General features: G+C 69.3%; 19 protein-coding genes and 1 other RNA gene. 12 read left to right on the top strand and 8 right to left on the bottom strand.

Annotated elements, in window-relative coordinates:
• Positions 1 to 26 precede the first annotated feature (26 nt).
• Together ssrA and KHC19_RS18985 are read right to left on the bottom strand one after the other, a co-directional pair.
• Positions 27 to 382: a transfer-messenger RNA gene (ssrA, locus tag KHC19_RS18990) on the bottom strand.
• Between the two features lie 29 nt (positions 383 to 411).
• Positions 412 to 729, bottom strand: coding sequence for a hypothetical protein (locus KHC19_RS18985; protein WP_213354369.1), 318 nt, complete (start codon positions 727 to 729; stop codon positions 412 to 414).
• A 231-nt stretch (positions 730 to 960) separates the two neighbouring features.
• Between KHC19_RS18985 and KHC19_RS18980 the strand changes: the two genes are divergently transcribed.
• The 3 genes from KHC19_RS18980 (at position 961) to KHC19_RS18970 (ending at position 2,800) form a co-directional block, all read left to right on the top strand.
• Positions 961 to 1,392 carry a hypothetical protein gene (locus KHC19_RS18980; protein ID WP_213354368.1) on the top strand — a complete coding sequence of 144 codons (432 nt, stop codon included), beginning with the start codon at positions 961 to 963 and terminating at the stop codon, positions 1,390 to 1,392.
• A 108-nt stretch (positions 1,393 to 1,500) separates the two neighbouring features.
• Positions 1,501 to 2,295: a thymidylate synthase gene (locus KHC19_RS18975; protein WP_213354366.1), complete on the top strand. Its 795-nt coding sequence runs from the start codon at positions 1,501 to 1,503 to the stop codon at positions 2,293 to 2,295.
• 25 nt (positions 2,296 to 2,320) lie between these two features.
• Positions 2,321 to 2,800 carry a GNAT family N-acetyltransferase gene (locus tag KHC19_RS18970; RefSeq protein WP_213354364.1) on the top strand — a complete coding sequence of 160 codons (480 nt, stop codon included), beginning with the start codon at positions 2,321 to 2,323 and terminating at the stop codon, positions 2,798 to 2,800.
• 76 nt (positions 2,801 to 2,876) lie between these two features.
• On the opposite strand, the gene KHC19_RS18965 is transcribed toward KHC19_RS18970, so the two are convergent.
• Complete coding sequence (locus KHC19_RS18965) at positions 2,877 to 3,626, bottom strand: Spy/CpxP family protein refolding chaperone (RefSeq protein ID WP_213354362.1); 750 nt, start codon at positions 3,624 to 3,626, stop codon at positions 2,877 to 2,879.
• Positions 3,627 to 3,768: 142 nt separating this feature from the next.
• The gene (fumC, locus tag KHC19_RS18960) at positions 3,769 to 5,160 is read right to left on the bottom strand and encodes a class II fumarate hydratase (protein ID WP_213354361.1); all 1,392 of its coding nucleotides are present in this window, start codon (positions 5,158 to 5,160) and stop codon (positions 3,769 to 3,771) included.
• A gap of 443 nt (positions 5,161 to 5,603) precedes the next feature.
• Here fumC and KHC19_RS18955 point away from each other — a divergent pair, with 443 nt between their 5' ends.
• The 6 genes from KHC19_RS18955 (at position 5,604) to KHC19_RS18930 (ending at position 10,235) form a co-directional block, all read left to right on the top strand.
• Entirely contained in the window at positions 5,604 to 5,792 is a 189-nt protein-coding gene (locus KHC19_RS18955) for a DUF4169 family protein (RefSeq protein ID WP_213354359.1), read from the top strand.
• A complete protein-coding gene (locus KHC19_RS18950; RefSeq protein ID WP_213354357.1) occupies positions 5,789 to 6,067 on the top strand; it encodes a ribbon-helix-helix domain-containing protein in 279 nt (92 codons plus the stop codon). Before KHC19_RS18955 ends, KHC19_RS18950 begins: the two co-directional genes overlap by 4 nt.
• 183 nt (positions 6,068 to 6,250) lie before the next feature.
• Complete coding sequence (gene hflK / locus KHC19_RS18945; protein WP_213354355.1) at positions 6,251 to 7,438, top strand: FtsH protease activity modulator HflK; 1,188 nt, start codon at positions 6,251 to 6,253, stop codon at positions 7,436 to 7,438.
• Positions 7,435 to 8,340: a protease modulator HflC gene (gene hflC / locus KHC19_RS18940; RefSeq protein ID WP_213354354.1), complete on the top strand. Its 906-nt coding sequence runs from the start codon at positions 7,435 to 7,437 to the stop codon at positions 8,338 to 8,340. Before hflK ends, hflC begins: the two co-directional genes overlap by 4 nt.
• Positions 8,341 to 8,352: 12 nt before the next feature.
• On the top strand, positions 8,353 to 8,538 hold the full coding sequence (locus KHC19_RS18935) for a DUF2065 domain-containing protein (protein WP_213354352.1): 186 nt from the start codon (positions 8,353 to 8,355) through the stop codon (positions 8,536 to 8,538).
• Positions 8,539 to 8,732: 194 nt separating this feature from the next.
• Positions 8,733 to 10,235, top strand: coding sequence for a Do family serine endopeptidase (locus KHC19_RS18930; RefSeq protein ID WP_213354350.1), 1,503 nt, complete (start codon positions 8,733 to 8,735; stop codon positions 10,233 to 10,235).
• A gap of 585 nt (positions 10,236 to 10,820) precedes the next feature.
• On the opposite strand, the gene KHC19_RS18925 is transcribed toward KHC19_RS18930, so the two are convergent.
• Together KHC19_RS18925 and KHC19_RS18920 are read right to left on the bottom strand one after the other, a co-directional pair.
• Entirely contained in the window at positions 10,821 to 11,354 is a 534-nt protein-coding gene (locus KHC19_RS18925; protein WP_213354348.1) for a DUF1036 domain-containing protein, read from the bottom strand.
• Positions 11,323 to 12,615, bottom strand: a complete 1,293-nt coding sequence (locus KHC19_RS18920; protein ID WP_213354346.1) for a glycerate kinase type-2 family protein — start codon at positions 12,613 to 12,615, stop codon at positions 11,323 to 11,325. Before KHC19_RS18920 ends, KHC19_RS18925 begins: the two co-directional genes overlap by 32 nt.
• Positions 12,616 to 12,767: 152 nt before the next feature.
• Between KHC19_RS18920 and KHC19_RS18915 the strand changes: the two genes are divergently transcribed.
• The 3 genes from KHC19_RS18915 to KHC19_RS18905 all read left to right on the top strand — a co-directional run bounded on the left by KHC19_RS18915 (position 12,768) and on the right by KHC19_RS18905 (position 14,420).
• Entirely contained in the window at positions 12,768 to 13,640 is an 873-nt protein-coding gene (locus tag KHC19_RS18915; protein WP_213354344.1) for an N-formylglutamate amidohydrolase, read from the top strand.
• A gap of 29 nt (positions 13,641 to 13,669) precedes the next feature.
• The gene (locus tag KHC19_RS18910; RefSeq protein ID WP_213354342.1) at positions 13,670 to 13,981 is read left to right on the top strand and encodes a DUF1244 domain-containing protein; all 312 of its coding nucleotides are present in this window, start codon (positions 13,670 to 13,672) and stop codon (positions 13,979 to 13,981) included.
• Positions 13,982 to 14,138: 157 nt separating this feature from the next.
• Positions 14,139 to 14,420 carry a DUF2312 domain-containing protein gene (locus tag KHC19_RS18905; RefSeq protein WP_213354340.1) on the top strand — a complete coding sequence of 94 codons (282 nt, stop codon included), beginning with the start codon at positions 14,139 to 14,141 and terminating at the stop codon, positions 14,418 to 14,420.
• Positions 14,421 to 14,593: 173 nt separating this feature from the next.
• Here KHC19_RS18905 and mepK read toward each other — a convergent pair whose 3' ends face one another.
• On the bottom strand, positions 14,594 to 16,216 hold the full coding sequence (gene mepK / locus KHC19_RS18900; protein WP_343207757.1) for a peptidoglycan L,D-endopeptidase MepK: 1,623 nt from the start codon (positions 16,214 to 16,216) through the stop codon (positions 14,594 to 14,596).
• 259 nt (positions 16,217 to 16,475) lie between these two features.
• Positions 16,476 to 18,566 carry a L,D-transpeptidase family protein gene (locus KHC19_RS18895; RefSeq protein ID WP_246549172.1) on the bottom strand — a complete coding sequence of 697 codons (2,091 nt, stop codon included), beginning with the start codon at positions 18,564 to 18,566 and terminating at the stop codon, positions 16,476 to 16,478.
• Positions 18,567 to 18,657 lie beyond the last annotated feature (91 nt).

The raw sequence follows: 18,657 nt of genomic DNA, 5'->3' as shown, positions 1-18,657 counted from the left end.
GAACAGGCAGGCGCACAGAGAGAGTGAGTGGAGGCTTCTGTTGCCAGGTGCCTCCGAACCCCGCCTTACAGTGCTACCCGCAAGGACTTATTTCCCAGAGATCAAACCGCTCACGCGGCCTGAGCAACCGGAGCATAGTTGTCGTTGGCAACTATATGTTTGGTCCGATGACGGCGGTACCATGCCGAGCGAAAGCCCACCCTTTACGCCCTCGTCGATCCTGTTTCGCCCCCGCCGCAACCCAGCGGGAACGCTGGGCTCTGGTGGAGGCGCCGGGTACTGCCCCCGGGTCCGAAGGGTTTATTCCGATGGCCGTTTATCGCCATATCCGGCTTGCGCCGGCGAAAGGAATATAGGCGGAGCCGCCCGACGTTGAAAGGGGGGCTTGCGCGCAATCCGCCTCGGATCCGCTCAGGCCTCGGTCTGGTCGCCATATTGCAGCTTGTCGAGCGGGATGTCGCCCGCGCCGATGCCCAGCCGTTCCGCCAGTTCCTCGATCCGCGCCTGCAGGGCCGCCATCATCAGGTCGCGCATCAGCGCGTAGCTGAGCGTCGCGTCGGAATGGGCGCTGCGAAGCTCCTCGTCGCCGCGCAGGATCAGCAGCGTGCCGGAACGGGCGCCGACCACCGACAGATCCAGCGGATGCGTCGGGTCGCCCTCCAGAAGGCTCAGATGCACGCGCGCCCGGTGAAGGGCGATCTTCAGGTCTTCCGGTCCGTGGATGCTCATGGCTCGTCTCCCCCTCCCGCGGCGGCGCCCGACCTTTGAGTCGGCGCCCGCGGCGCGCTCTCCACAATAACCCCGGCGGAGCGGCGGGGTTCCCCGGATTACCGCTGCGACCCGTTGTCGCCCGGCGCGAGGCCAAGAGGAAATGAGCCGCGATGGGAACGACCGGCGCGCTCGCCCGTTTGCCTCTCAGCCCTGGGGACGTCCATGGGGGGACAGACAGGAGTTGAAAGGATGACCTTCACCCGTTTCGCCGCCGGCGGCCTCGCCGCCGCACTGGCCCTCGGCGCCTTCGCCGCCACGCCCGCTTCCGCGCAGACCTATGTGACCCGCAGCGACGCGCCGACCTATGGACCGGCACCCGTCTACGAACCCGAGCCGGTGGTCGTCTATGACCGCTACGGGTCCAATCCCTATGTGCTCGGCCCGCACGGCCGGGTGATCGTCGACGATACCGCCAGCAACATGGTGGTGGTGCCGCGCCAGCGCGTGGTGGTGCCGCAGCCCGAGCCGGCGCCCTACCCCGCCATCCGCGTGCGCTCCAATTTCGACGACGCCCGCGTCGATCCCAGCAGCGTGCGCATCAGCCCGAGTGGACGCATGTGCCGTACCCTCGAGGTGGAGAACGATGACGGCCTGCTGCGTCAGCACACCTATTGCGACTGACGCCCGATCTATCCACATCATCTAGATGTTTCGCCCCCGGCAGACGCATGCGCTGCCGGGGGCAGGCTGTTATAGTGGCGGCCTCCCGACAGCCGAAGGCGGCGCGACATGCGGCAATATCACGAGCTCCTCGAACGTCTTCTCGCCGAAGGCACGCGCAAGGAAGACCGCACCGGCACCGGAACGCTCTCGGTGTTCGGCCATCAGATGCGGTTCGACCTCGCGGAGGGCTTTCCGCTGGTCACCACCAAGAAGCTGCACCTGAAGTCGATAGTCCACGAGCTGCTGTGGTTCCTCGCCGGCGACACCAACATCGCCTATCTCAAGGCCAACGGCGTCTCGATCTGGGATGAGTGGGCGGACGAGAAGGGCGATCTCGGCCCGGTCTACGGCCATCAATGGCGCTCCTGGCCGGACGGCAGGGGCGGGGTGATCGACCAGATCGCGCAGGTGGTCGCCGAGATTCGCCGCAACCCGGATTCGCGCCGGCTGATCGTCTCGGCCTGGAACCCGGCCGACGTGCCGCAGATGGCGCTGCCGCCCTGCCACTGCCTGTTCCAGTTCTACGTGCTGGACGGCAAATTGTCCTGCCAGCTCTACCAGCGCTCGGCCGACGCCTTTCTCGGCGTGCCGTTCAACATCGCCTCCTATGCGCTGCTCACCCACATGGTGGCGCAGGTCACCGGGCTGAAGCCGGGCGATTTCGTGCATTCCTTCGGCGACCTGCACCTCTATTCCAACCATGTCGAGCAGGCGCACGAGCAGCTCTCGCGCGCGCCGCGCCCGCTGCCGGTGCTGAAGCTGAACCCGGCGGTGACCGATCTCTTCGCGTTCCGCTTCGAGGATATCGCCATCGAGGGCTACGACCCCCATCCCGCCATCAAGGCGCCGGTGGCGGTCTGACCTCGCGACGCGGAGCCGGCCGGTCATGAGCCTCGCCATTCGTCCGGCACGGCCGGAAGACGCCGCCCTCGTCCATTCGCTGATCCGCGAGCTCGCCGCCTATGAGCGGCTGCTGCACGAGGTCGAGGCGGACGAGGCCGCCATCGCGGCAGCGCTGTTCGGCCCGCATCCGCGGGTGTTTTGCGACATCGCCGAATGGGACGCGGCGCCGGCCGGGTTCACGCTGTGGTTCTACAGCTTCTCGAGCTTCGTCGGCCGCCACGGCATCTATCTGGAAGACCTGTTCGTGCGACCCGACTTCCGCGGTCGCGGCATCGCCAAGGCCCTGATGCGGCGGCTGGCCGGACGCTGCGTCGAAGAAGGGCTCGGCCGCTTCGAATGGTCGGTGCTGAACTGGAACGAGCCGGCCCTGCGCGTCTACCGCGCGCTCGGCGCCACGCCGAAATCGGAATGGACGCTGCAATCCGTCAGCGGCGAGGCGCTGAAGGCACTGGCCGGCACATGAAAAAGCCGCCGGCGCGAGGCCGGCGGCAAGTGTGTCGGGGGGAGAACCCGGATCCAATCGGAAGAATCGTGCAGCCTCAGAGCCGCTGCGGGCCGGCATCCGAGCCGCCGGGAGGCAGGCCGGGGCCGCCGGCGGGGCCGCCATGCGGCGGGCGGCCGAAGTCGCGACGCTCGCCGCGCTCCCATCCGTGGCCGCGCTGCGGGCCGTGATGCCGGTCATGGCGCCATTCCGCCATGCGTTCACCCTGCGCCTCGCGGAACAGCACGTTGAAGCGGTGCTTCTGCGCGTCGTCCAGGCTCTGGTACAGCGGTGCGGCCGCCTCGGCGAGTTGCTTGAGCGCGGTGCCGCGCGCCACCATGCGATCCGCCCGCTGTTCCAGCCGGCTCACGAAGTCGCGGTCGGGAGCGGCCGAGTCGGCGCCGGGAGGCGGCGGGGGATTGCCGGCATTCGCCTGCGGTGCGGCACCGCCCGGCGGCGGCGGCGGAGGCGCGCCGGCATCGGCCTGCGGGCCGGGAGCGCCGGGGCCCCGCTGGGCGCGCTGGGCCTCGCGCTTTTCGCGCCATTCCTTGCGCGCCTCGATGCGCTGCTTGGAATAGTCGCCCAGCGCCGTCTCCAGCGCCGGCCACAGCTTTTCCTGCTCGGGGGTGAGCTTCAGCCCGGCCTTCAGCGCGGCGATGCGCGCATCCGACATGGCGGCGGCGTTTTCGGCCATCTGCTCGGGGGAAGGACGCTCGGGACCGCCGGCACGCCAGTTCGGCGCGGCGATGCCGAAAGTGGCGCTGGCCAGCAGCGCGGCGGCGGTAGCGGCGAGGATGGTGCGTTTCATCGGCCTCATCTCCATTTCGATGAGGCCGATGTTGACGCGAATGACCCGAAGCCTCAAATGAAACTTCGGTAATGTGGAACGAAGACTATTCGTTTACTTATATGAACAGCTCATTCAGTCAGATGAACAGCAGATGAACGGATCAGCCCGGCGAGATCATCTTCTCCGGGCGCACGACAGCATCGAACTCTTCATTGGTGACGTAGCCGCCGCCCACCGCTTCCTCGCGCAGCGTGGTGCCGTTCTTGTGCGCGGTCTTGGCGATCTTGGCGGCGTTGTCGTAGCCGATCTTCGGGGCCAGCGCGGTGACCAGCATCAGCGACCGCTCCAGCGCCGCCTTGATGTTGTCCTCGCGGGCCTCGATGCCGACGACGCAATGATCGGTGAAGCTCGTCGCCGCATCCGCCATCAGCCGCACCGACTGCAGGAAGTTGTAGGCCATCACCGGGTTGTAGACGTTGAGCTCGAAATGGCCCTGGCTGCCGGCGAAGGTGAGCGCGGCGTTGTTGCCGAAGATCTGCACGCAGACCTGGGTCATCGCCTCGCACTGGGTGGGGTTCACCTTGCCCGGCATGATCGAGGAACCGGGCTCGTTCTCCGGCAGCGACAATTCGCCGAGACCCGAGCGCGGGCCGGAACCGAGCAGGCGGATGTCGTTGGCGATCTTGAACAGCGAGGCCGCCACCGTGTTGATCGCCCCGTGCGAGAACACCATGGCGTCATGGGCAGCCAGCGCCTCGAACTTGTTCGGCGCGGTGGTGAAGGGCAGCCCGGTGATGGCGGCGATGTGCTCGGCCACCTTCTCGGCGAAGCCGATCGGCGCATTGAGCCCGGTGCCGACCGCGGTGCCGCCCTGGGCGAGCTGCATCAGCGCCGGCAGGGTGGATTCGATGCGGGCAATGCCGTTCTCCACCTGGGCGGTGTAGCCGGAGAATTCCTGGCCCAGCGTCAGCGGCGTCGCATCCTGGGTATGGGTGCGGCCGATCTTGATGATGTCCTTCCACTGATGCGCCTTGTCGTTCAGCGCGTTGCGCAGGCTCGAGAGCGCCGGCAGCAGGCGGTGCACGATCTCCTCCGCGCAGGCGATGTGCATCGCCGTCGGGTAGGTGTCGTTGGACGACTGGCTCATATTGACGTGGTCGTTGGGATGCACCGGCTTCTTCGAGCCCATCTCGCCGCCCAGCATCTCGATGGCGCGGTTGGAGATCACCTCGTTGGCGTTCATGTTCGACTGGGTGCCCGAGCCGGTCTGCCAGACGGCGAGCGGGAAATGCGCGTCGAGCTTGCCCTCGATCACTTCCTGCGCCGCGGCGATGATCGCCTTGGCGAGCGCGGGATCCAGCCGGCCGAGCTCGAGATTGGTCTCCGCCGCCGCGCGCTTGACGATACCCAGCGCACGGACGACCGGCAGCGGCTGCTTCTCCCAGCCGATCTTGAAATTGCCGAGCGAGCGCTGCGCCTGCGCGCCCCAATACTTGTCGCTCTCGACGTCGATGGGGCCGAAAGTATCGGTTTCGATACGGGTCGTCGTCATGGGGAAACCTTTCGGATCGGGCGCTACCTGCGCCGGCCGGCACCGTCGCCCAAATGGCGGCGGATCGCGACGCGGCGCCGGTTTAGCACGCGCGCGCCGGGCGGCAAATGCGACCTCGGACGGGTTTGCGCCCGCCCCGCCATGGCGCGCGCCCTCCGTTGCGGCCGCCCCCTTTCACGAAGACGTGAACATGCCGCCGGCGGGGATTTCCGCCGGGCAGGCCGGCATCGCGACGGGAAAGGCAACGCGAACAGAGTTCCGCCACACGTCGACGCTATAGGGAGTGTCTTGCTTGCCTCTACAATAGTCCTGGCTGTTTTTCCGCTGACTGTTTCATGTAGAATCGCCTTTTACTCAGCGTGGCCCCTCATGGCCCGAACCGGGACGCGGCACGAAGGCCGCCAGCCCCGCCACGCGGCCATGCGGATCGGTGGAAGGACAGCATGGCCGACCTCGTGAACCTGCACCGTTACCGCAAGAAAAAAGCCCGCGAGGCCGCGGAACAAACCGCCGCGGAGCGGCGTTTGGCGTTTGGCGTGTCAAAGGCGCAGAAGAACGCCGATGCCGACGCCAGGCGCAGGAACGACGCGGCCTTGGATGGGCATAAGCGAATTCGAGAGGACGAAACATGAAGAGCCCCGTGGTGAAGCGGTCGATCGTCATTGCCGGACACAAGACGAGCGTCAGCCTCGAGGACCAGTTCTGGGACGCGCTGAAGGAAATCGCCGCCGAAAAGCGCAGCACGCTGTCCGACATCGTCGCGTCGATCGATTCCGGCCGGAACCAGGGCAACCTGTCCTCGGCTATCCGCCTCTTCGTGCTCGCCCATTACCGCGCGGCGCCGGCGCGGCGCGAAGCCCCGGACGCCAGCGAACGCAGCGCCGCCTCCCGTCCTAACGTTGCGTAACAATCCCGCCATCCCATATCTGCGTACGCGACGGCGCGTTGTATCACGGTGCAGCGTCACCTATAACCGCCGTCGTCGCGTCTTCACATGCACGGACGCGGGTCCTTTTCAGCACGATAGCGTCTGACGGTTCTGCGTTCGCGAGCCTGGACCCATCGGGCACGCAAACGGGAGTTGGCACGTATGCCGTGGAAGAACCAGAGCGGCGGACCATGGGGTGGTGGTCCGCGTGGTCCCTGGGGCAATGGCCCGCAATCGCCGGGCCCGAATTCTCCCGATCTCGAAGATCTGATCCGGCGCGGCCAGGAAAAGCTGCGCACCGTGGTGCCCGGCGGCTTCGGCAGCGGCAAGGGCATCCTCGCCATCGTGGCGATCGCGGTGATCGTGTGGCTGCTCTCCGGCTTCTACCGGGTCGAGCCCGACGAGCAGGGCGTGGTGCTGCGCTTCGGCAAGTTCGTCTCCACCTCCAATCCCGGCCTGAACTACCACCTCCCCTACCCGATCGAGACCGTGCTGACCCCGCAGGTCACCCGCGTCAACCGCATCGATATCGGCATCCGCTCCGGCGATGATCCGCGCCGCGGCACCGCCATGCGCGACGTGCCGGAGGAGAGCCTGATGCTCACCGGCGACGAGAACATCGTCGACGTCGACTTCGCGGTGTTCTGGATGGTGAAGCCCGCCGCGCCCGGCTCGACCGAGGACATCGGCGCCGCCAACTTCCTGTTCAACGTCCAGAACCCGGAAGGCACCATCAAGGCGGTGGCGGAAAGCGCCATGCGCGAGGTGGTCGGCCGCACCAACATCCAGCCGATCCTCACCGGCGCCCGCCAGACCATCGAGACGGCGGTGCATGAGCTGATGCAGCGGACGCTCGACGAATACCAGTCCGGCATCCTCGTCACCCAGGTGCAGCTGCAGAAGGTCGATCCGCCGCAGCAGGTCATCGACGCCTTCCGCGACGTGCAGGCCGCCCGCGCCGATGCCGAGCGCCTGCAGAACGAGGCCCAGGCCTACGCCAACCGCGTGGTGCCCGAGGCCCGAGGCGACGCCGCCCGCATCACCCAGGGCGCGCAGGGCTACAAGGAGCGCGCCATCATCGAAGCGCGCGGCCAGGCCTCGCGCTTCCTCAGCGTGCTCGCCGAATACCAGAAGGCGCCGGACGTGACCCGCCAGCGCCTCTATCTCGAAACCATGGAACGCGTCTTCGCCGGCATGGACAAGGTGATCCTCGATACGCAGGCCAACGGTGCCGGCGGCCAGGGCGTCGTGCCCTACCTGCCGCTCGGCGCCCTTGAGTCGCGCCAGGCCTCGCCCCGTCCGACGACCCAGGCCACGCAGGGACAGGCCGCGCAGGGAGCCGCGAAATGAGAAACAGCCTCGGTCTCGTCATCGCCGTCGTGGCGGCGATCGCCGCCATCGCGCTGTTCTCGGCGCTGTTCACCGTCTACCAGACCCAGCAGGCGCTGGTGCTGCGCTTCGGCGAACCCATCCGCGTCATCGAGACGCCCGGCCTCAACGCCAAGATCCCGCTGGTCGACAGCGTGATCCTGATCGACAAGCGCATCCTCGACCTGGAGAATCCCTCGCAGGAAGTGATCGCCGCCGACCAGAAGCGCCTCGTGGTCGACGCCTTCGCCCGCTACCGCATCACCAACCCGCTGCGCTTCTACCAGGCGGTGGGCACGGTGGAGGGCGCCAATTCCCGCCTCGCCACCATCCTCAACTCGTCGCTGCGCCGGGTGCTCGGCGAATCGACCTTCACCCAGGTGGTGCGCGACGAGCGCGAGACGCTGATGACCCGCATCCGCGACCAGGTGAACCGCGAGGCGGCCAATTTCGGCATCAACGTCATCGACGTGCGCATCCGCCGCGCCGACCTGCCGGAGGCCAACAGCCAGGCGGTGTTCCAGCGCATGCAAACCGAGCGCCAGCGCGAGGCCTCGGAGATCCGCGCCCAGGGCGGCGAGCAGGCGCAGACCATCCGCGCCCGCGCCGACCGCGACTCGACGATCATCACCGCCGAGGCCAACGCCGCCGCCGACAAGCTGCGCGGCGAGGGCGAGGCCCAGCGCAACGAGATCTTCGCGCAGGCCTATGGGCAGGATAAGGGCTTCTTCGACTTCTACCGCTCGATGCAGGCCTATGAGGAAGCGATGAAGAACACCGACACCCGCATGGTCGTCTCTCCGACCTCGGATTTCTTCCGCTTCTTCAACGCGCCCAACCCGGCAGCGCCGGCGCCGGCCGCCCCCGCGGCGCCGGCCAACTGAGTCCGGGCGACGATGTCCGACCTCATCGTCGCCCTCGGCCTCGTGCTGGTCATCGAGGGATTGATGCTCGCAGCCGCTCCGGGCGCGGTACGCCGCGCCATGGAGGCCATCGACAAGGCGCCGGAGATGCCGATGCGCATCGCCGGCCTGGTCGGCGCGGTCGTCGGCCTGTTGGTGATCTGGTTCATCCGCGGCTGATCCCCTCGCCGGATGCGCGCGCCGCATCCGGCATCCTGCTTCTCCGCCCCTACGGCGCGGCTTTGACGCGTGCGGTTTTGGCTCGCGCGGTTTTGGCTTGCATCGCGCCCGCCCCCGGTTAAGCGTTCGCCGATAGGGACCCGTTCCGCGCCGCGGCGGAAGGTCCGATCCCGTCGGGACGCTAAGGAGGCACCATGACCGCATCCCATCGAGGCGCCGCTCTCGCCAGCCTGCCGCTCGCCGCCCTGCTCGGCCTGTCGCTGCTGTTCGGTGCGGCCGCCCCGGCCACGGCCGCCGCCACCAAGGGACCGGACACGGTCGCCGACACCGCCGCGCGGGTGATGGACGCGGTGGTCAACATCTCCACCTCGCAGACCGTGGCGGCCTCGCGCAGCGTGCCGACGCCGGAACTGCCGCCCGGCTCGCCCTTCGAGGAATTCTTCGAGGAATTCTTCAAGCGCCGGCAGCAGCAGGGCGAGGAGAATGGCGGGCGCCCGCGGCGCGTGTCCTCCCTCGGCTCGGGCTTCGTCATCGATCCGGCCGGCTTCATCGTCACCAACAACCATGTGATCGCCGACGCCGACGAGATCTACGCCAATTTCGCCGACGGCTCGAAGATCAAGGCGGAACTGGTCGGGCGCGACACCAAGGTCGACCTCGCCCTGCTCAAGATCACCCCGCCGGAAGGCAAGACGCTCACCTCGGTGAAGTTCGGCGATTCCGACGTGCTGCGCGTCGGCGACTGGGTGATGGCGATCGGCAACCCGTTCGGGCTCGGCGGCACGCTGACGGTCGGCGTCATCTCGGCGCTGAAGCGCGACATCAATTCCGGCCCCTACGACAACTTCCTGCAGACCGACGCCGCCATCAACCGCGGCAATTCCGGCGGCCCGCTGTTCGACATGGACGGCAACGTCGTCGGCATCAACACCGCGATCATCTCGCCGTCGGGCGGCTCGATCGGCATCGGCTTCGCGGTGCCGGCCAACACCGCCGTGCCGGTGATCGCGCAGCTGAAGGAGTTCGGCGAGACGCGGCGCGGCTGGATCGGCGTGCGCATCCAGCAGGTGACCGACGAGATCGCCGAAAGCCTGTCGCTCGGCAAGGCGCGCGGCGCCCTCGTCGGCTCGGTGACGGAGGACGGCCCCGCCGCCAAGGGCGGCATCAAGGCCGGCGACGTCATCGTCAAGTTCGACGGCAAGGACGTGAAGGACATGCGCTCCCTGCCGATCGTCGTCGCCGACACCCCGGTCGACAAGGAGGTCGAGGTGGTGGTGGTCCGCAAGGGCAAGGAGGAGACGCTGAAGCTCACCGTCGGCCGCCTCGACGAGAGCGACAAGCCCGCCGATACCGAGGCGCCCGCCACGCCGGACAAGCCGGCCCCCGACGCCACCGCCACCACCAAGCTGATGGGGCTGGAGATCGCCGGACTCACGCCCGAGCTGCGCACCAGGTTCAAGCTGAAGGACGACGCCAAGGGCGTGGTCGTCGTCGCGGTGGAACCCAACACCCCAGCCGCCGATCGCGGCCTCGTCGCCGGCAACCTCATCGTCGAGGTGAACCAGGAGGCGACCGCCACCCCGAAGGATGTGGAGAACCGCATCGCGGCGCTCAAGAAGGAAGGCCGCCGCTCGGCGCTTTTGATGGTCGCCGACGCCGACGGCCAAGTGCGTTTCACCGCCCTGCCGGTGGACTGAGAGCGTCCCACCTCACGGCGCGGGCGGGCAGGTTCCGCCTTGCCTTTCCGGTTCCTGCCCGGTCACGGCATCGCGCCGGAGTAACAGGCCCCTCTTCCTGTCAGGGAGAGGGGCGGGGCAAGCGCTCCTCGATGCGCCCCGGATACCCCTCGCGCCCCACTAGCTCTCCACCGATGCCCGACACCCGACGTCCCGGCATCGGCGGCGTTCGGGTGAGGAGAGCGGTGGCCCCACATCGTCATCCCTGTCGGCGCGCCGCCGAACGCGCGGATGGCCCTCCCGTTCCCCCACATCGCCGCTCGGCCTCCCGGGTCGGAGATGCGGGTCACGCTTCCCGATCCCGTGCCTCCTCGGCGCGCACGCCTACCCGCCGACACGGATGCGGCGGGGCCGAACGGCCTCGCGGCTTGGCGGGAAGAACCATCTGCAAGGCCCGGTCGGCGGCTGGGGTTCTTGAAGGCGAGCAGGCGCGAGGAATCGGGACGCCGTGCGGACCCATGAATTCCCGGGCCGGGCGCCGACGCCCGGCATGACCGCCATCATCGATTTTCATGCGAGGCCGCGGGGGGCGCGAGCCGCCCGCTTCTAGGGCGCCTTCTGCGGCGGCAGGGGCGGTGCGCCCGCCGCGCCGCCGGCCTGGGCGGTCGGCTTCTGAGCGCCTTCGGTCAGCTGCACCGTCCAGCTTTTCTGTTCCTGCGTGTCCACCTCGAAGAAGCCGGTGCGGTCGAAGCCGCGCGCCAGGCAGTTCTCGATGCCGCGAATGGTGAATTCTTTGTCGCGGGTGCACATGAAGGCCTTGCCGGCCCATTCCCCGCCCTGGTCGTAATCTACGGCATAGACATAATAGAAGCGCGCCACCAGATCGCCGCGCAGCAGCGTCTCGCAGCTTTTGGGGGCGAGGTTCCACCAGCCCTCGGTCGCCCAGGCCTCTCCGTCCTTGTAGCCGAGCGCGATGCCGACCCGGCTGCCCGAACGGTTGCACAGGCGGAAATCCGCTGCCGCCGGCGTCGGAACCAGCGCCGCGAGCACCGGAAGCACCGCAAGCGCAGCCAGCAGCGGCCGCGCGCTCCGGCGCGGCTTTCGCAGGTCAGGGATCGACGAGAACGGCACGGAAATCATTGACGTTGGTGCAGGTGGGCCCCGGCGACAGCAGGTCGCCGATCGCCTCGAAGAAGCCCGTCGAATCGTTATTGGCGAGAAAGGCGGCAGGATCGAGACCGGCCGCCGCCGCCCGCTTCAGCGTATCGGGCAGCACATAGGCGCCGGCCGGATCGGTGGCGTCGCCGCCGCCGCCATCGGTACCGTCGGTGTCGCCGGCCACCGCATAGATGTTCGCCTCGCCGCCGAGCGCCACCGCCAGTGCCAGCGCGAACTCCTGGTTCGGGCCGCCCCGGCCGTTGCCGCGCATGGTGACGGTGAGCTCGCCGCCGGACATCAGCACCGCCTTGCGGCCGGCCGCCTTCAGCTCCTTGGCCTTCGCCGCCTGCGCCGCCGCCACCTCGCGGGCCTCGCCCTCGAGATTGTCGCCGAGCAGCACCGGCTCGTAGCCGGCCTCGCGCACCAGCTTCTCGGTGGCGACGAATGAGTCCGCCGGCCGGGAGATGAGGTGGTATTCGGCATTGGCGAAGGCCGCGTCGCCGGGCTTGGGCGATTCGTTCGCGGTGTCGCGCAGCGCCACGGCGATCGAGGGCGGCGGATCGATGCGGTAGCGGGCCAGCACGTCGCGCGCCTCGGCCAGCGTCGAGGGATCGGGCACGGTCGGGCCGGAGCCGATCACCGCCGGATCGTCGCCCGGCACGTCGGAGATCGACAGCGTCACCACATGCGCCGGCTGGGCCAGCGCGGCGAGACGCCCGCCCTTGATGCGCGAGAGGTGCTTACGCACGGTGTTGATCTCGGTGATGTTGGCGCCGGAGCGCAGCAGCGCCTTGGTCAGCGCCCGCTTGTCGTCGAGTTCGACGCCATAGGCCGGCGCGATCCAGTTGGCCGAGGCGCCGCCCGAGAGCAGCACCAGCACCAGATCGTCGGCGGTCGCCGAGGCGGCGAGGTCGATCGCCTTCTGCGCACCGGCGAGCCCGGCGGCGTCCGGTACCGGATGGCCGGCCTCCACCATCTCCAGCAGCCGGGTCGGGCGGCCATAGCCGTGGCGGGCGACGCCGATGCCGGCGAGACGGGCGGGATCGAAGTCCTTCTCGTCGAGATAATAGCGCTCGGCCACCTCCAGCATCGAACCGGCGGCCTTGCCGGCGGCGAGCAGGATCAGCCGGCCATGGGCAGGCGGCGGCGGCAGCGCCGGCGGCAGGCAGGTGGAAGGATGGGCAGCGGCCACCGCCGCGGAGAACAGCCTGTCGAGAAACGCGCGCGCCGATCCGTCCGTCATTGCAACCCCTGACCCTTGCCCTGCCGAGCTTTCATTCTTGCGCGCGGATCGGTCGAATCCGGTTCCCGCGCGACGCGAAACGGGCGTATTCCTATGGCACCAGAGCCCGCTCGTCACTAGCCTCGCCGCCACTTTCGTAGCATAGGGACATTATGCGCCGGCCCGATCCTCCCGATGCCCTTCCCTCCGCCGAGCCTCGCGGGGGCGACGACGATTTCCACACCTTCGAGCGCATCGACGGCAATGCCGCGGCCGGCCTGCTGCTGATCTGCGACCATGCCTCCAACGCCCTGCCGGCGCGCTACGGCACGCTCGGCCTGCCTCCCGCCGAGCTGGAGCGCCACATCGGCTACGATATCGGCGCCGCCGGGGTGACGCGGGCGCTGGCGAGCGCGCTGGGCTGCCCGGCGGTGCTGTCGCATTTTTCGCGGCTGCTGATCGATCCCAATCGCGGCGAGGACGACCCGACGCTGGTGATGAAGCTGTCGGACGGCGCCGTCGTGCCCGGCAACCGCCATGCCGACGCCGATGAGGTCGCCTCCCGTCTCGACCGCTTCCACCGCCCCTATCACCGCGCCGTCGCCGGCGAGATCGCCCGCATGACCGCCACCGGCACGGTGCCGGCGATCTTTTCCGTGCATTCCTTCACGCCGGTCTGGCGCGGCTCGCCGCGCCCCTGGCACGTCGCGCTGCTATGGGACGCCGACCCTCGCCTCGCCCGCCCGCTGATCGACGGGCTGGAAGCCGAGGGCGACCTCATCGTCGGCGACAACGAGCCCTATGACGGCGCGCTGAAGAATGACTGCCTCTATCGCCACGGCACCGCCACCGGCCTTGCGCATGCGCTGATCGAGATCCGCCAGGACCTGATCGCCGATCTCGCCGGCCAGATCGCCTGGGCGGACCGGCTGGCGCGGCTCCTGCCCGGCATTCTCGCCGCGCCCGGTCTGCATGAGCGGCGCTTCTTCGGCTCGCGCACCGGGCCGGTGGCGCCGCTCGACCTTTCCGAACCGACCGCCGCCTGACGCGGCGAAGAACCCGACCGGAGGCTCCCATGTCCGACGACACGCCCGCGCCCGACGCGGCCACCCGCACCGAGCTGGAGGCCGCCGCCTTCCGCCGGCTCGTCCGCCATCTGCGCGAGCGCACCGACGTGCAGAACATCGACCTGATGAATCTCGCCGGCTTCTGCCGCAACTGCCTCGCCAACTGGTATCTCGACGCCGCGACCGAGCGCGGGGTGGAGCTGACCAAGGACCAGAGCCGCGAGATCGTCTACGGCATGCCCTATGAGGAATGGAAGGCAACCCACCAGGCCGAGGCCAGCCCCGGGCAGAAGGCCGCCTTCAAGGGCCCCGGCCACTAACCGCGCCGGAAGCGGCCGGCCTGTGCATGGCGGTGGATAGCGGGCGCAGCCGCCGGTTCCTTCCACCGTCGAACTTGACGCCGGCGGACGCATCCGCTCCTGATCGCCCCCCGATTTTGATCACCCGACGAGCCGGATCGCTCCGGCGGGAGAAACCATGTCCGACATTCCCAACGACCAGCCCCTCTCCGATGCCGCCGCCGGCTTTGCCAAGGAGCAGCTGAAGTCCTTCATCGAGCGCATCGAGCGTCTCGAGGAGGAGAAGAAGACCATTTCCGAGGACATCAAGGACGTGTTCGCCGAGGCCAAGGGCACCGGCTTCGACGTCAAGGCGCTGCGCGAGATCCTGAAGATCCGCAAGCAGGACGCCGACCAGCGCGCCGAGCACGAGGCGATCGTCGACCTCTATCTGCAGGCGCTGGGCATGGTCGGGAGCTGAGCGGGACGGCGGGGCCACCTGCTTGTCGCCAGCGCCGTTGCGCACCGGCCGGAACGACCGGCATCAATGAAAACGGCCCCGGCTTGCACAAGCCGGGGCCGTTTTCGTGATCGAAGGTCCTCGTGGCTGCGAGACCAACGGCCAAGGACGACGCCGCAGGCCGCCGCCGCGCGTCAGAGCTTGCGGGCGAGCGGCGCCGGGCCGTCGATCACCGCGATGACCGGCACCGCCACCACCGCCGCGCCGCTGAAGCGGTTGGTGGAGAGGCCGTTGGAGCCGTCCTTGCCGAAGCCCGCCGCCACCACCTGGCGCGGCGGCGCGACGAAGGCGGCGAAGCGGCGAAGCTCCGGCGTGCGCATCACCACATGCGTCGCCACGGTCGGGCTGAGGAACAGGCCGCGAATCTCCGCCTGCATCTCCGGCGTGTAGGACGCGGCGGCCTTCGGTACCGCGGCGGCGGTGCGCGCCGGCGCATGCGGCACGGGCGCGGCGGCAACGGGCGCGTTCACGCCGGGAACCTGCGCCGGCTGCGCCGCGCGGCCCGGCTGCAGCCGGCCGGAGGGGAACACCCCGGCGGTGGCAGACGCATAGGCGAGCGCCGGTCCCTGGCCGTCGCCGCCGTCATTGACGAAGAGTTCGGGCAGGCGTCCCGCCTCGGCAGGACGCGCGGTCGGCAGCGGCACCGGCCCGAGCGAGGCGACGACGGTGCCGGCCTTGGGCGCGTCGCTCGGCCGCGCGGCGGGCAACGGCACGGCGGGGGTCGGCGCGGCCGAAGCCACCGCAAAGGGTATATTCGCCGGGGCCTCAGGCGGCTGTGCGACCGTGCGGGCCTGCGGCGCCGGCTGCGGCAGCGGGATCTCGGCCGGCGCGGCGGCGGCGACCGTCACCGGAGCGGCGGCCGGCGCGGGCGCCGGGGCGGCGGGAGCGGCAGGAGCAGGTTTGGCCGGCGCCGCGGCGACCGCGGCCGGCGCCTCGTCCGCCTCTTCCTCGGGATCCTTCTTGCCGAACAGCGCCGCGAACAGGTTCTTCGGCTTCGGGTTGTTGCCGCCGCCGAGGCCGGCAAGGGCGGCACCCGCCCCGCCCGGCTCCTTGCCGCGCGATTCGACCTCGGCCAGCGCCAGCGCATAGCCGGACATCGGCTTGCCGTCGGTCGGCACATGCACGGTCTTGCCGTTGGGGAACACGCGGGCGAGCTCCGGCCGGCTCATGCGCGGCCAGTGGCGGACGCCGCCGGTGTCGAGATGCACGAAGGGCGAGCCGGAGGTCGGGTAGAAGCCGACGCCGCCGCGCTGCAGGCGCAGGCCCGCCTCGCGGATCTTGGCCAGCGGCACGCCGGGAATATAGAAGTCCATCGCCTTGCCCTGCATGTGCAGGCTGGTCTGGGCGACGCCGCGGGAGCGGGCGCGCAGCATGGCGTTGGTCTCGGGGGAGCGGTAGCCGCCGATCACCTGGATCGGCTGGGTGGCGCCGGTCTCGCGGTACACCTCCCACACGATGTCGAACAGCTGCGGGTCCATGTTGGTCGGCTGCTTGCGCCGCCAGTCCTGCAGCAGGACGTTGAGCTGCTTCAAGGCAGCCGGATCGTAGCGGCCGTTGCGCTTGAAGGTGACGGTGGCGCTCTCGCCGGAATGGACGTGATGCAGCGTCAGCGTGCGGGTGTCGCCATTCGCCACGGCGTCCTGCAGCATGTCGGTGCCGCATACCGTCACCATGGCGGCCAGCGCCGCCGCCTTCACAAGGCGGGATGACGGAAGACGCGGCAGTCGGATGCGATGGAAGCGTTGATGGATGCTCACGAACCCCAAACCCGATAAGCGAACGTTTCCTTGAGACGAGCCGGCGTCGCCGCCGGATCGGACATGGTGAACATAGTCTTGTCAGGTTTGGTTAAGGGCGCGTTTACGGCCCAACCCCCGCACTCATTGGCCCTCTGGCTAGGAAGCGACTGTGGCGAAAGAGTGCCGCATCAACAAAAATGCGTCAAATCGACCCCGGGAGGGCCACTTTTCTGCCCTCCGTGTTCAAGCAGGCACAGATCTACCGTCGAATATTACCTCAGCGGCGGCGCGGCGCATTGCCGCCATCGGCCACCTGGGCGGCGCCGCCAATGCCGAGAATCGCCTTGGTGGCGGCGTTGGTGCCGTAGAGGTCCGGGCGCGTCACCAGCCGTCCCTCGCCATCCACATAGGTGGTGAAATAGGCGAGGTGCACCGGGAAGCGCTGCTTCAGGTTGAGGTAGCGCTCCTTGCCGCCGATCAGCTTGGAGATGCGCTGCTGGTTCCAGCCCTCGCCGGGCAGGCCGAGCGAGAACAGCACCTCTGCGAACTTCATCGGCTCGTGCACGCGCACGCAGCCATGGCTCAGGGCCCGCTGGTCGCGGGCGAACAGCGTGCGGTTCGGCGTGTCGTGCAGATAGACCGAGTGCTTGTTGGGGAACATGAACTTCATGTTGCCGAGCGCGTTGCGCTCGCCGGGCGGCTGGCGGAAGGAATAGCCCTGCGAGCCGCGGCTCCAGTCCACCGTGCCGGGATCGATGACGCGGCCATTGCGCACCACGTCGATGCCCTGCCGCGCCAGCGCATAGGGATCCGAGCGCAGCTTGGGCAGCATCTCGTTGCGCATGATGCCCGGCGGCACGTTCCAGGACGGGTTGAACACCGTGTACTGCATGTTCTCGGTCATCACCGGCGTCTGGTTTTCCGGCTTGCCGACGATCACCCGCGTCTCGTGGATGGTCTGCTCGTCGACGACGATGCGCACCATGTATTCGGGAATGTTGACGATGACATAGGTGGGCGCCACCTCGTGCGGCAGCCAGCGCCAGCGCTCCATATTGGCGATGATGTCGGCGGTGCGGTCCTCGCCGGCGCCGTTCAGCGCCGCCAGCGTCACCGGGCCGACGGCGCCGTCGGGACGCTCGCCGGCCGAGCGCTGGAACGCGCGCACCGCCTCCACGAGGTCCGGGTCGTAGAGAGTGTCCTCCGGCGTGCCGACCAGGCCGAGCCGGGCACGCAGCGCCGGCACGCGCGGATCCTCGTCGCCGGGGCGCAGCGTCGGGCCGGCCGGCACATGCGGCGGCGCCACCCCGTGCCGCTCGCCCTCCAGGCCGGCGAGCTGCATCTTCAGCAGCCGGTATTCGTCATATTGCGGGGCGAAGGCGGCGAGCGCCGCGCGCGGATCGGCCGCGCCGCTCACGCCGGCCAGCACCGCGTTCGGGTCCGGCACCGTCGGCGAGGGATCGACATTCGCCGAGATGCGCTTGGGATCGAAGCGCCCGCTCTGTACGTGGCGGGCATAGAGCATCAGAGCCGAGGCGAGCTTGAGCTCGGCCTCGGCCAGCTCGACCTCGCCCGGATGCGCGGAAAGCGCCGGCACCTCGTAATCGGCCGGCTGCAGCCCGTCCTGCCAGGAATTGGCGACTTGCTGCTGCACCGCGGTGCCGAGCGACGACCATGCCGTGCCGGCGGTGAACACCGGCTGGTACTGGCGCGCCGCATAGAAGGCCGCCAGCGCCTCGCGCTCGTTCGGCTTCACGCCGAAGCGCGCCTGCGGTCCGGCGAGCAGTTCGCCGATGCGTGCCGCCACCACCGAGGAGGCGCCCGGCTCGGTCGCCGAGACATTGGTCGCCGCCGCCGGCGTCGCGGCGGCAGGCTGCGCGGCACCGGGCGTGCCGGCTCCCATGGCGGGCGCCCCGGCACCGACGGCCGGCGCCGTATCCGTGGCCGCGGGTGTCGCCGGCTGGGCGGCCGCCGGCTGGGCCGGAGGCTCCGCGGCGGGAACGGCCTCGACCGCCGGCGGCTGGCCGCGCAACGTGTTCATGTCAAAGGGGGCGGGATCGCCGTTCAGCGCCGCCAGCAGCGACGCGCCCTGCCCGGTGCGGCGCATGCCCACGGCGATCGGATCGAAGGCGCGCCCCACATCGCCGGTGCCGTTGCCGGCCCGCACGCCGGAGGTGCGGATGCCCGACTGGATCCGCATGCCCTGCTCGACGCTGGCGCCCGCCCGCTCCTGCGCCAGGGCGACGCCGCCGCCGGAGAGGCTGCCGGGTGCCTGGAAGGCCACCCATATCGCGGCACCCGCCAGCAGGGTGCGCGCCATCGCCGCGAGACGGGATCTTGCGCCGCCACCCATACGCCCGGACATCATGCTCTGCGCTCCTCGCGTCACCCGAACAGGGGCGTATCCCGCTCCTGTTCTCGCCATTTAGCTTAACCGTTCAACTCACAAAGCCGACAAA

Origin of the sequence: Ancylobacter oerskovii, assembly GCF_018390555.1 — a bacterium.
GTDB classification, from domain to species: domain Bacteria; phylum Pseudomonadota; class Alphaproteobacteria; order Rhizobiales; family Xanthobacteraceae; genus Ancylobacter; species Ancylobacter oerskovii.
The sequence above is the reverse complement of the archived record's forward strand: the minus strand, read 5'-3'. Positions and strand labels throughout refer to the sequence as shown.

What these genes read in the sequence shown, in the direction of transcription:
- KHC19_RS18985 (WP_213354369.1), bottom strand. Translation starts at nt 729, where the DNA reads ATGAGCATCCACGGACCGGAAGACCTGAAGATCGCCCTTCACCGGGCG.
- KHC19_RS18980 (WP_213354368.1), top strand. Translation starts at nt 961, where the DNA reads ATGACCTTCACCCGTTTCGCCGCCGGCGGCCTCGCCGCCGCACTGGCC.
- KHC19_RS18975 (WP_213354366.1), top strand. Translation starts at nt 1,501, where the DNA reads ATGCGGCAATATCACGAGCTCCTCGAACGTCTTCTCGCCGAAGGCACG.
- KHC19_RS18970 (WP_213354364.1), top strand. Translation starts at nt 2,321, where the DNA reads ATGAGCCTCGCCATTCGTCCGGCACGGCCGGAAGACGCCGCCCTCGTC.
- KHC19_RS18965 (WP_213354362.1), bottom strand. Translation starts at nt 3,626, where the DNA reads ATGAAACGCACCATCCTCGCCGCTACCGCCGCCGCGCTGCTGGCCAGC.
- fumC (WP_213354361.1), bottom strand. Translation starts at nt 5,160, where the DNA reads ATGACGACGACCCGTATCGAAACCGATACTTTCGGCCCCATCGACGTC.
- KHC19_RS18955 (WP_213354359.1), top strand. Translation starts at nt 5,604, where the DNA reads ATGGCCGACCTCGTGAACCTGCACCGTTACCGCAAGAAAAAAGCCCGC.
- KHC19_RS18950 (WP_213354357.1), top strand. Translation starts at nt 5,789, where the DNA reads ATGAAGAGCCCCGTGGTGAAGCGGTCGATCGTCATTGCCGGACACAAG.
- hflK (WP_213354355.1), top strand. Translation starts at nt 6,251, where the DNA reads ATGCCGTGGAAGAACCAGAGCGGCGGACCATGGGGTGGTGGTCCGCGT.
- hflC (WP_213354354.1), top strand. Translation starts at nt 7,435, where the DNA reads ATGAGAAACAGCCTCGGTCTCGTCATCGCCGTCGTGGCGGCGATCGCC.
- KHC19_RS18935 (WP_213354352.1), top strand. Translation starts at nt 8,353, where the DNA reads ATGTCCGACCTCATCGTCGCCCTCGGCCTCGTGCTGGTCATCGAGGGA.
- KHC19_RS18930 (WP_213354350.1), top strand. Translation starts at nt 8,733, where the DNA reads ATGACCGCATCCCATCGAGGCGCCGCTCTCGCCAGCCTGCCGCTCGCC.
- KHC19_RS18925 (WP_213354348.1), bottom strand. Translation starts at nt 11,354, where the DNA reads ATGATTTCCGTGCCGTTCTCGTCGATCCCTGACCTGCGAAAGCCGCGC.
- KHC19_RS18920 (WP_213354346.1), bottom strand. Translation starts at nt 12,615, where the DNA reads ATGACGGACGGATCGGCGCGCGCGTTTCTCGACAGGCTGTTCTCCGCG.
- KHC19_RS18915 (WP_213354344.1), top strand. Translation starts at nt 12,768, where the DNA reads ATGCGCCGGCCCGATCCTCCCGATGCCCTTCCCTCCGCCGAGCCTCGC.
- KHC19_RS18910 (WP_213354342.1), top strand. Translation starts at nt 13,670, where the DNA reads ATGTCCGACGACACGCCCGCGCCCGACGCGGCCACCCGCACCGAGCTG.
- KHC19_RS18905 (WP_213354340.1), top strand. Translation starts at nt 14,139, where the DNA reads ATGTCCGACATTCCCAACGACCAGCCCCTCTCCGATGCCGCCGCCGGC.
- KHC19_RS18895 (WP_246549172.1), bottom strand. Translation starts at nt 18,566, where the DNA reads ATGATGTCCGGGCGTATGGGTGGCGGCGCAAGATCCCGTCTCGCGGCG.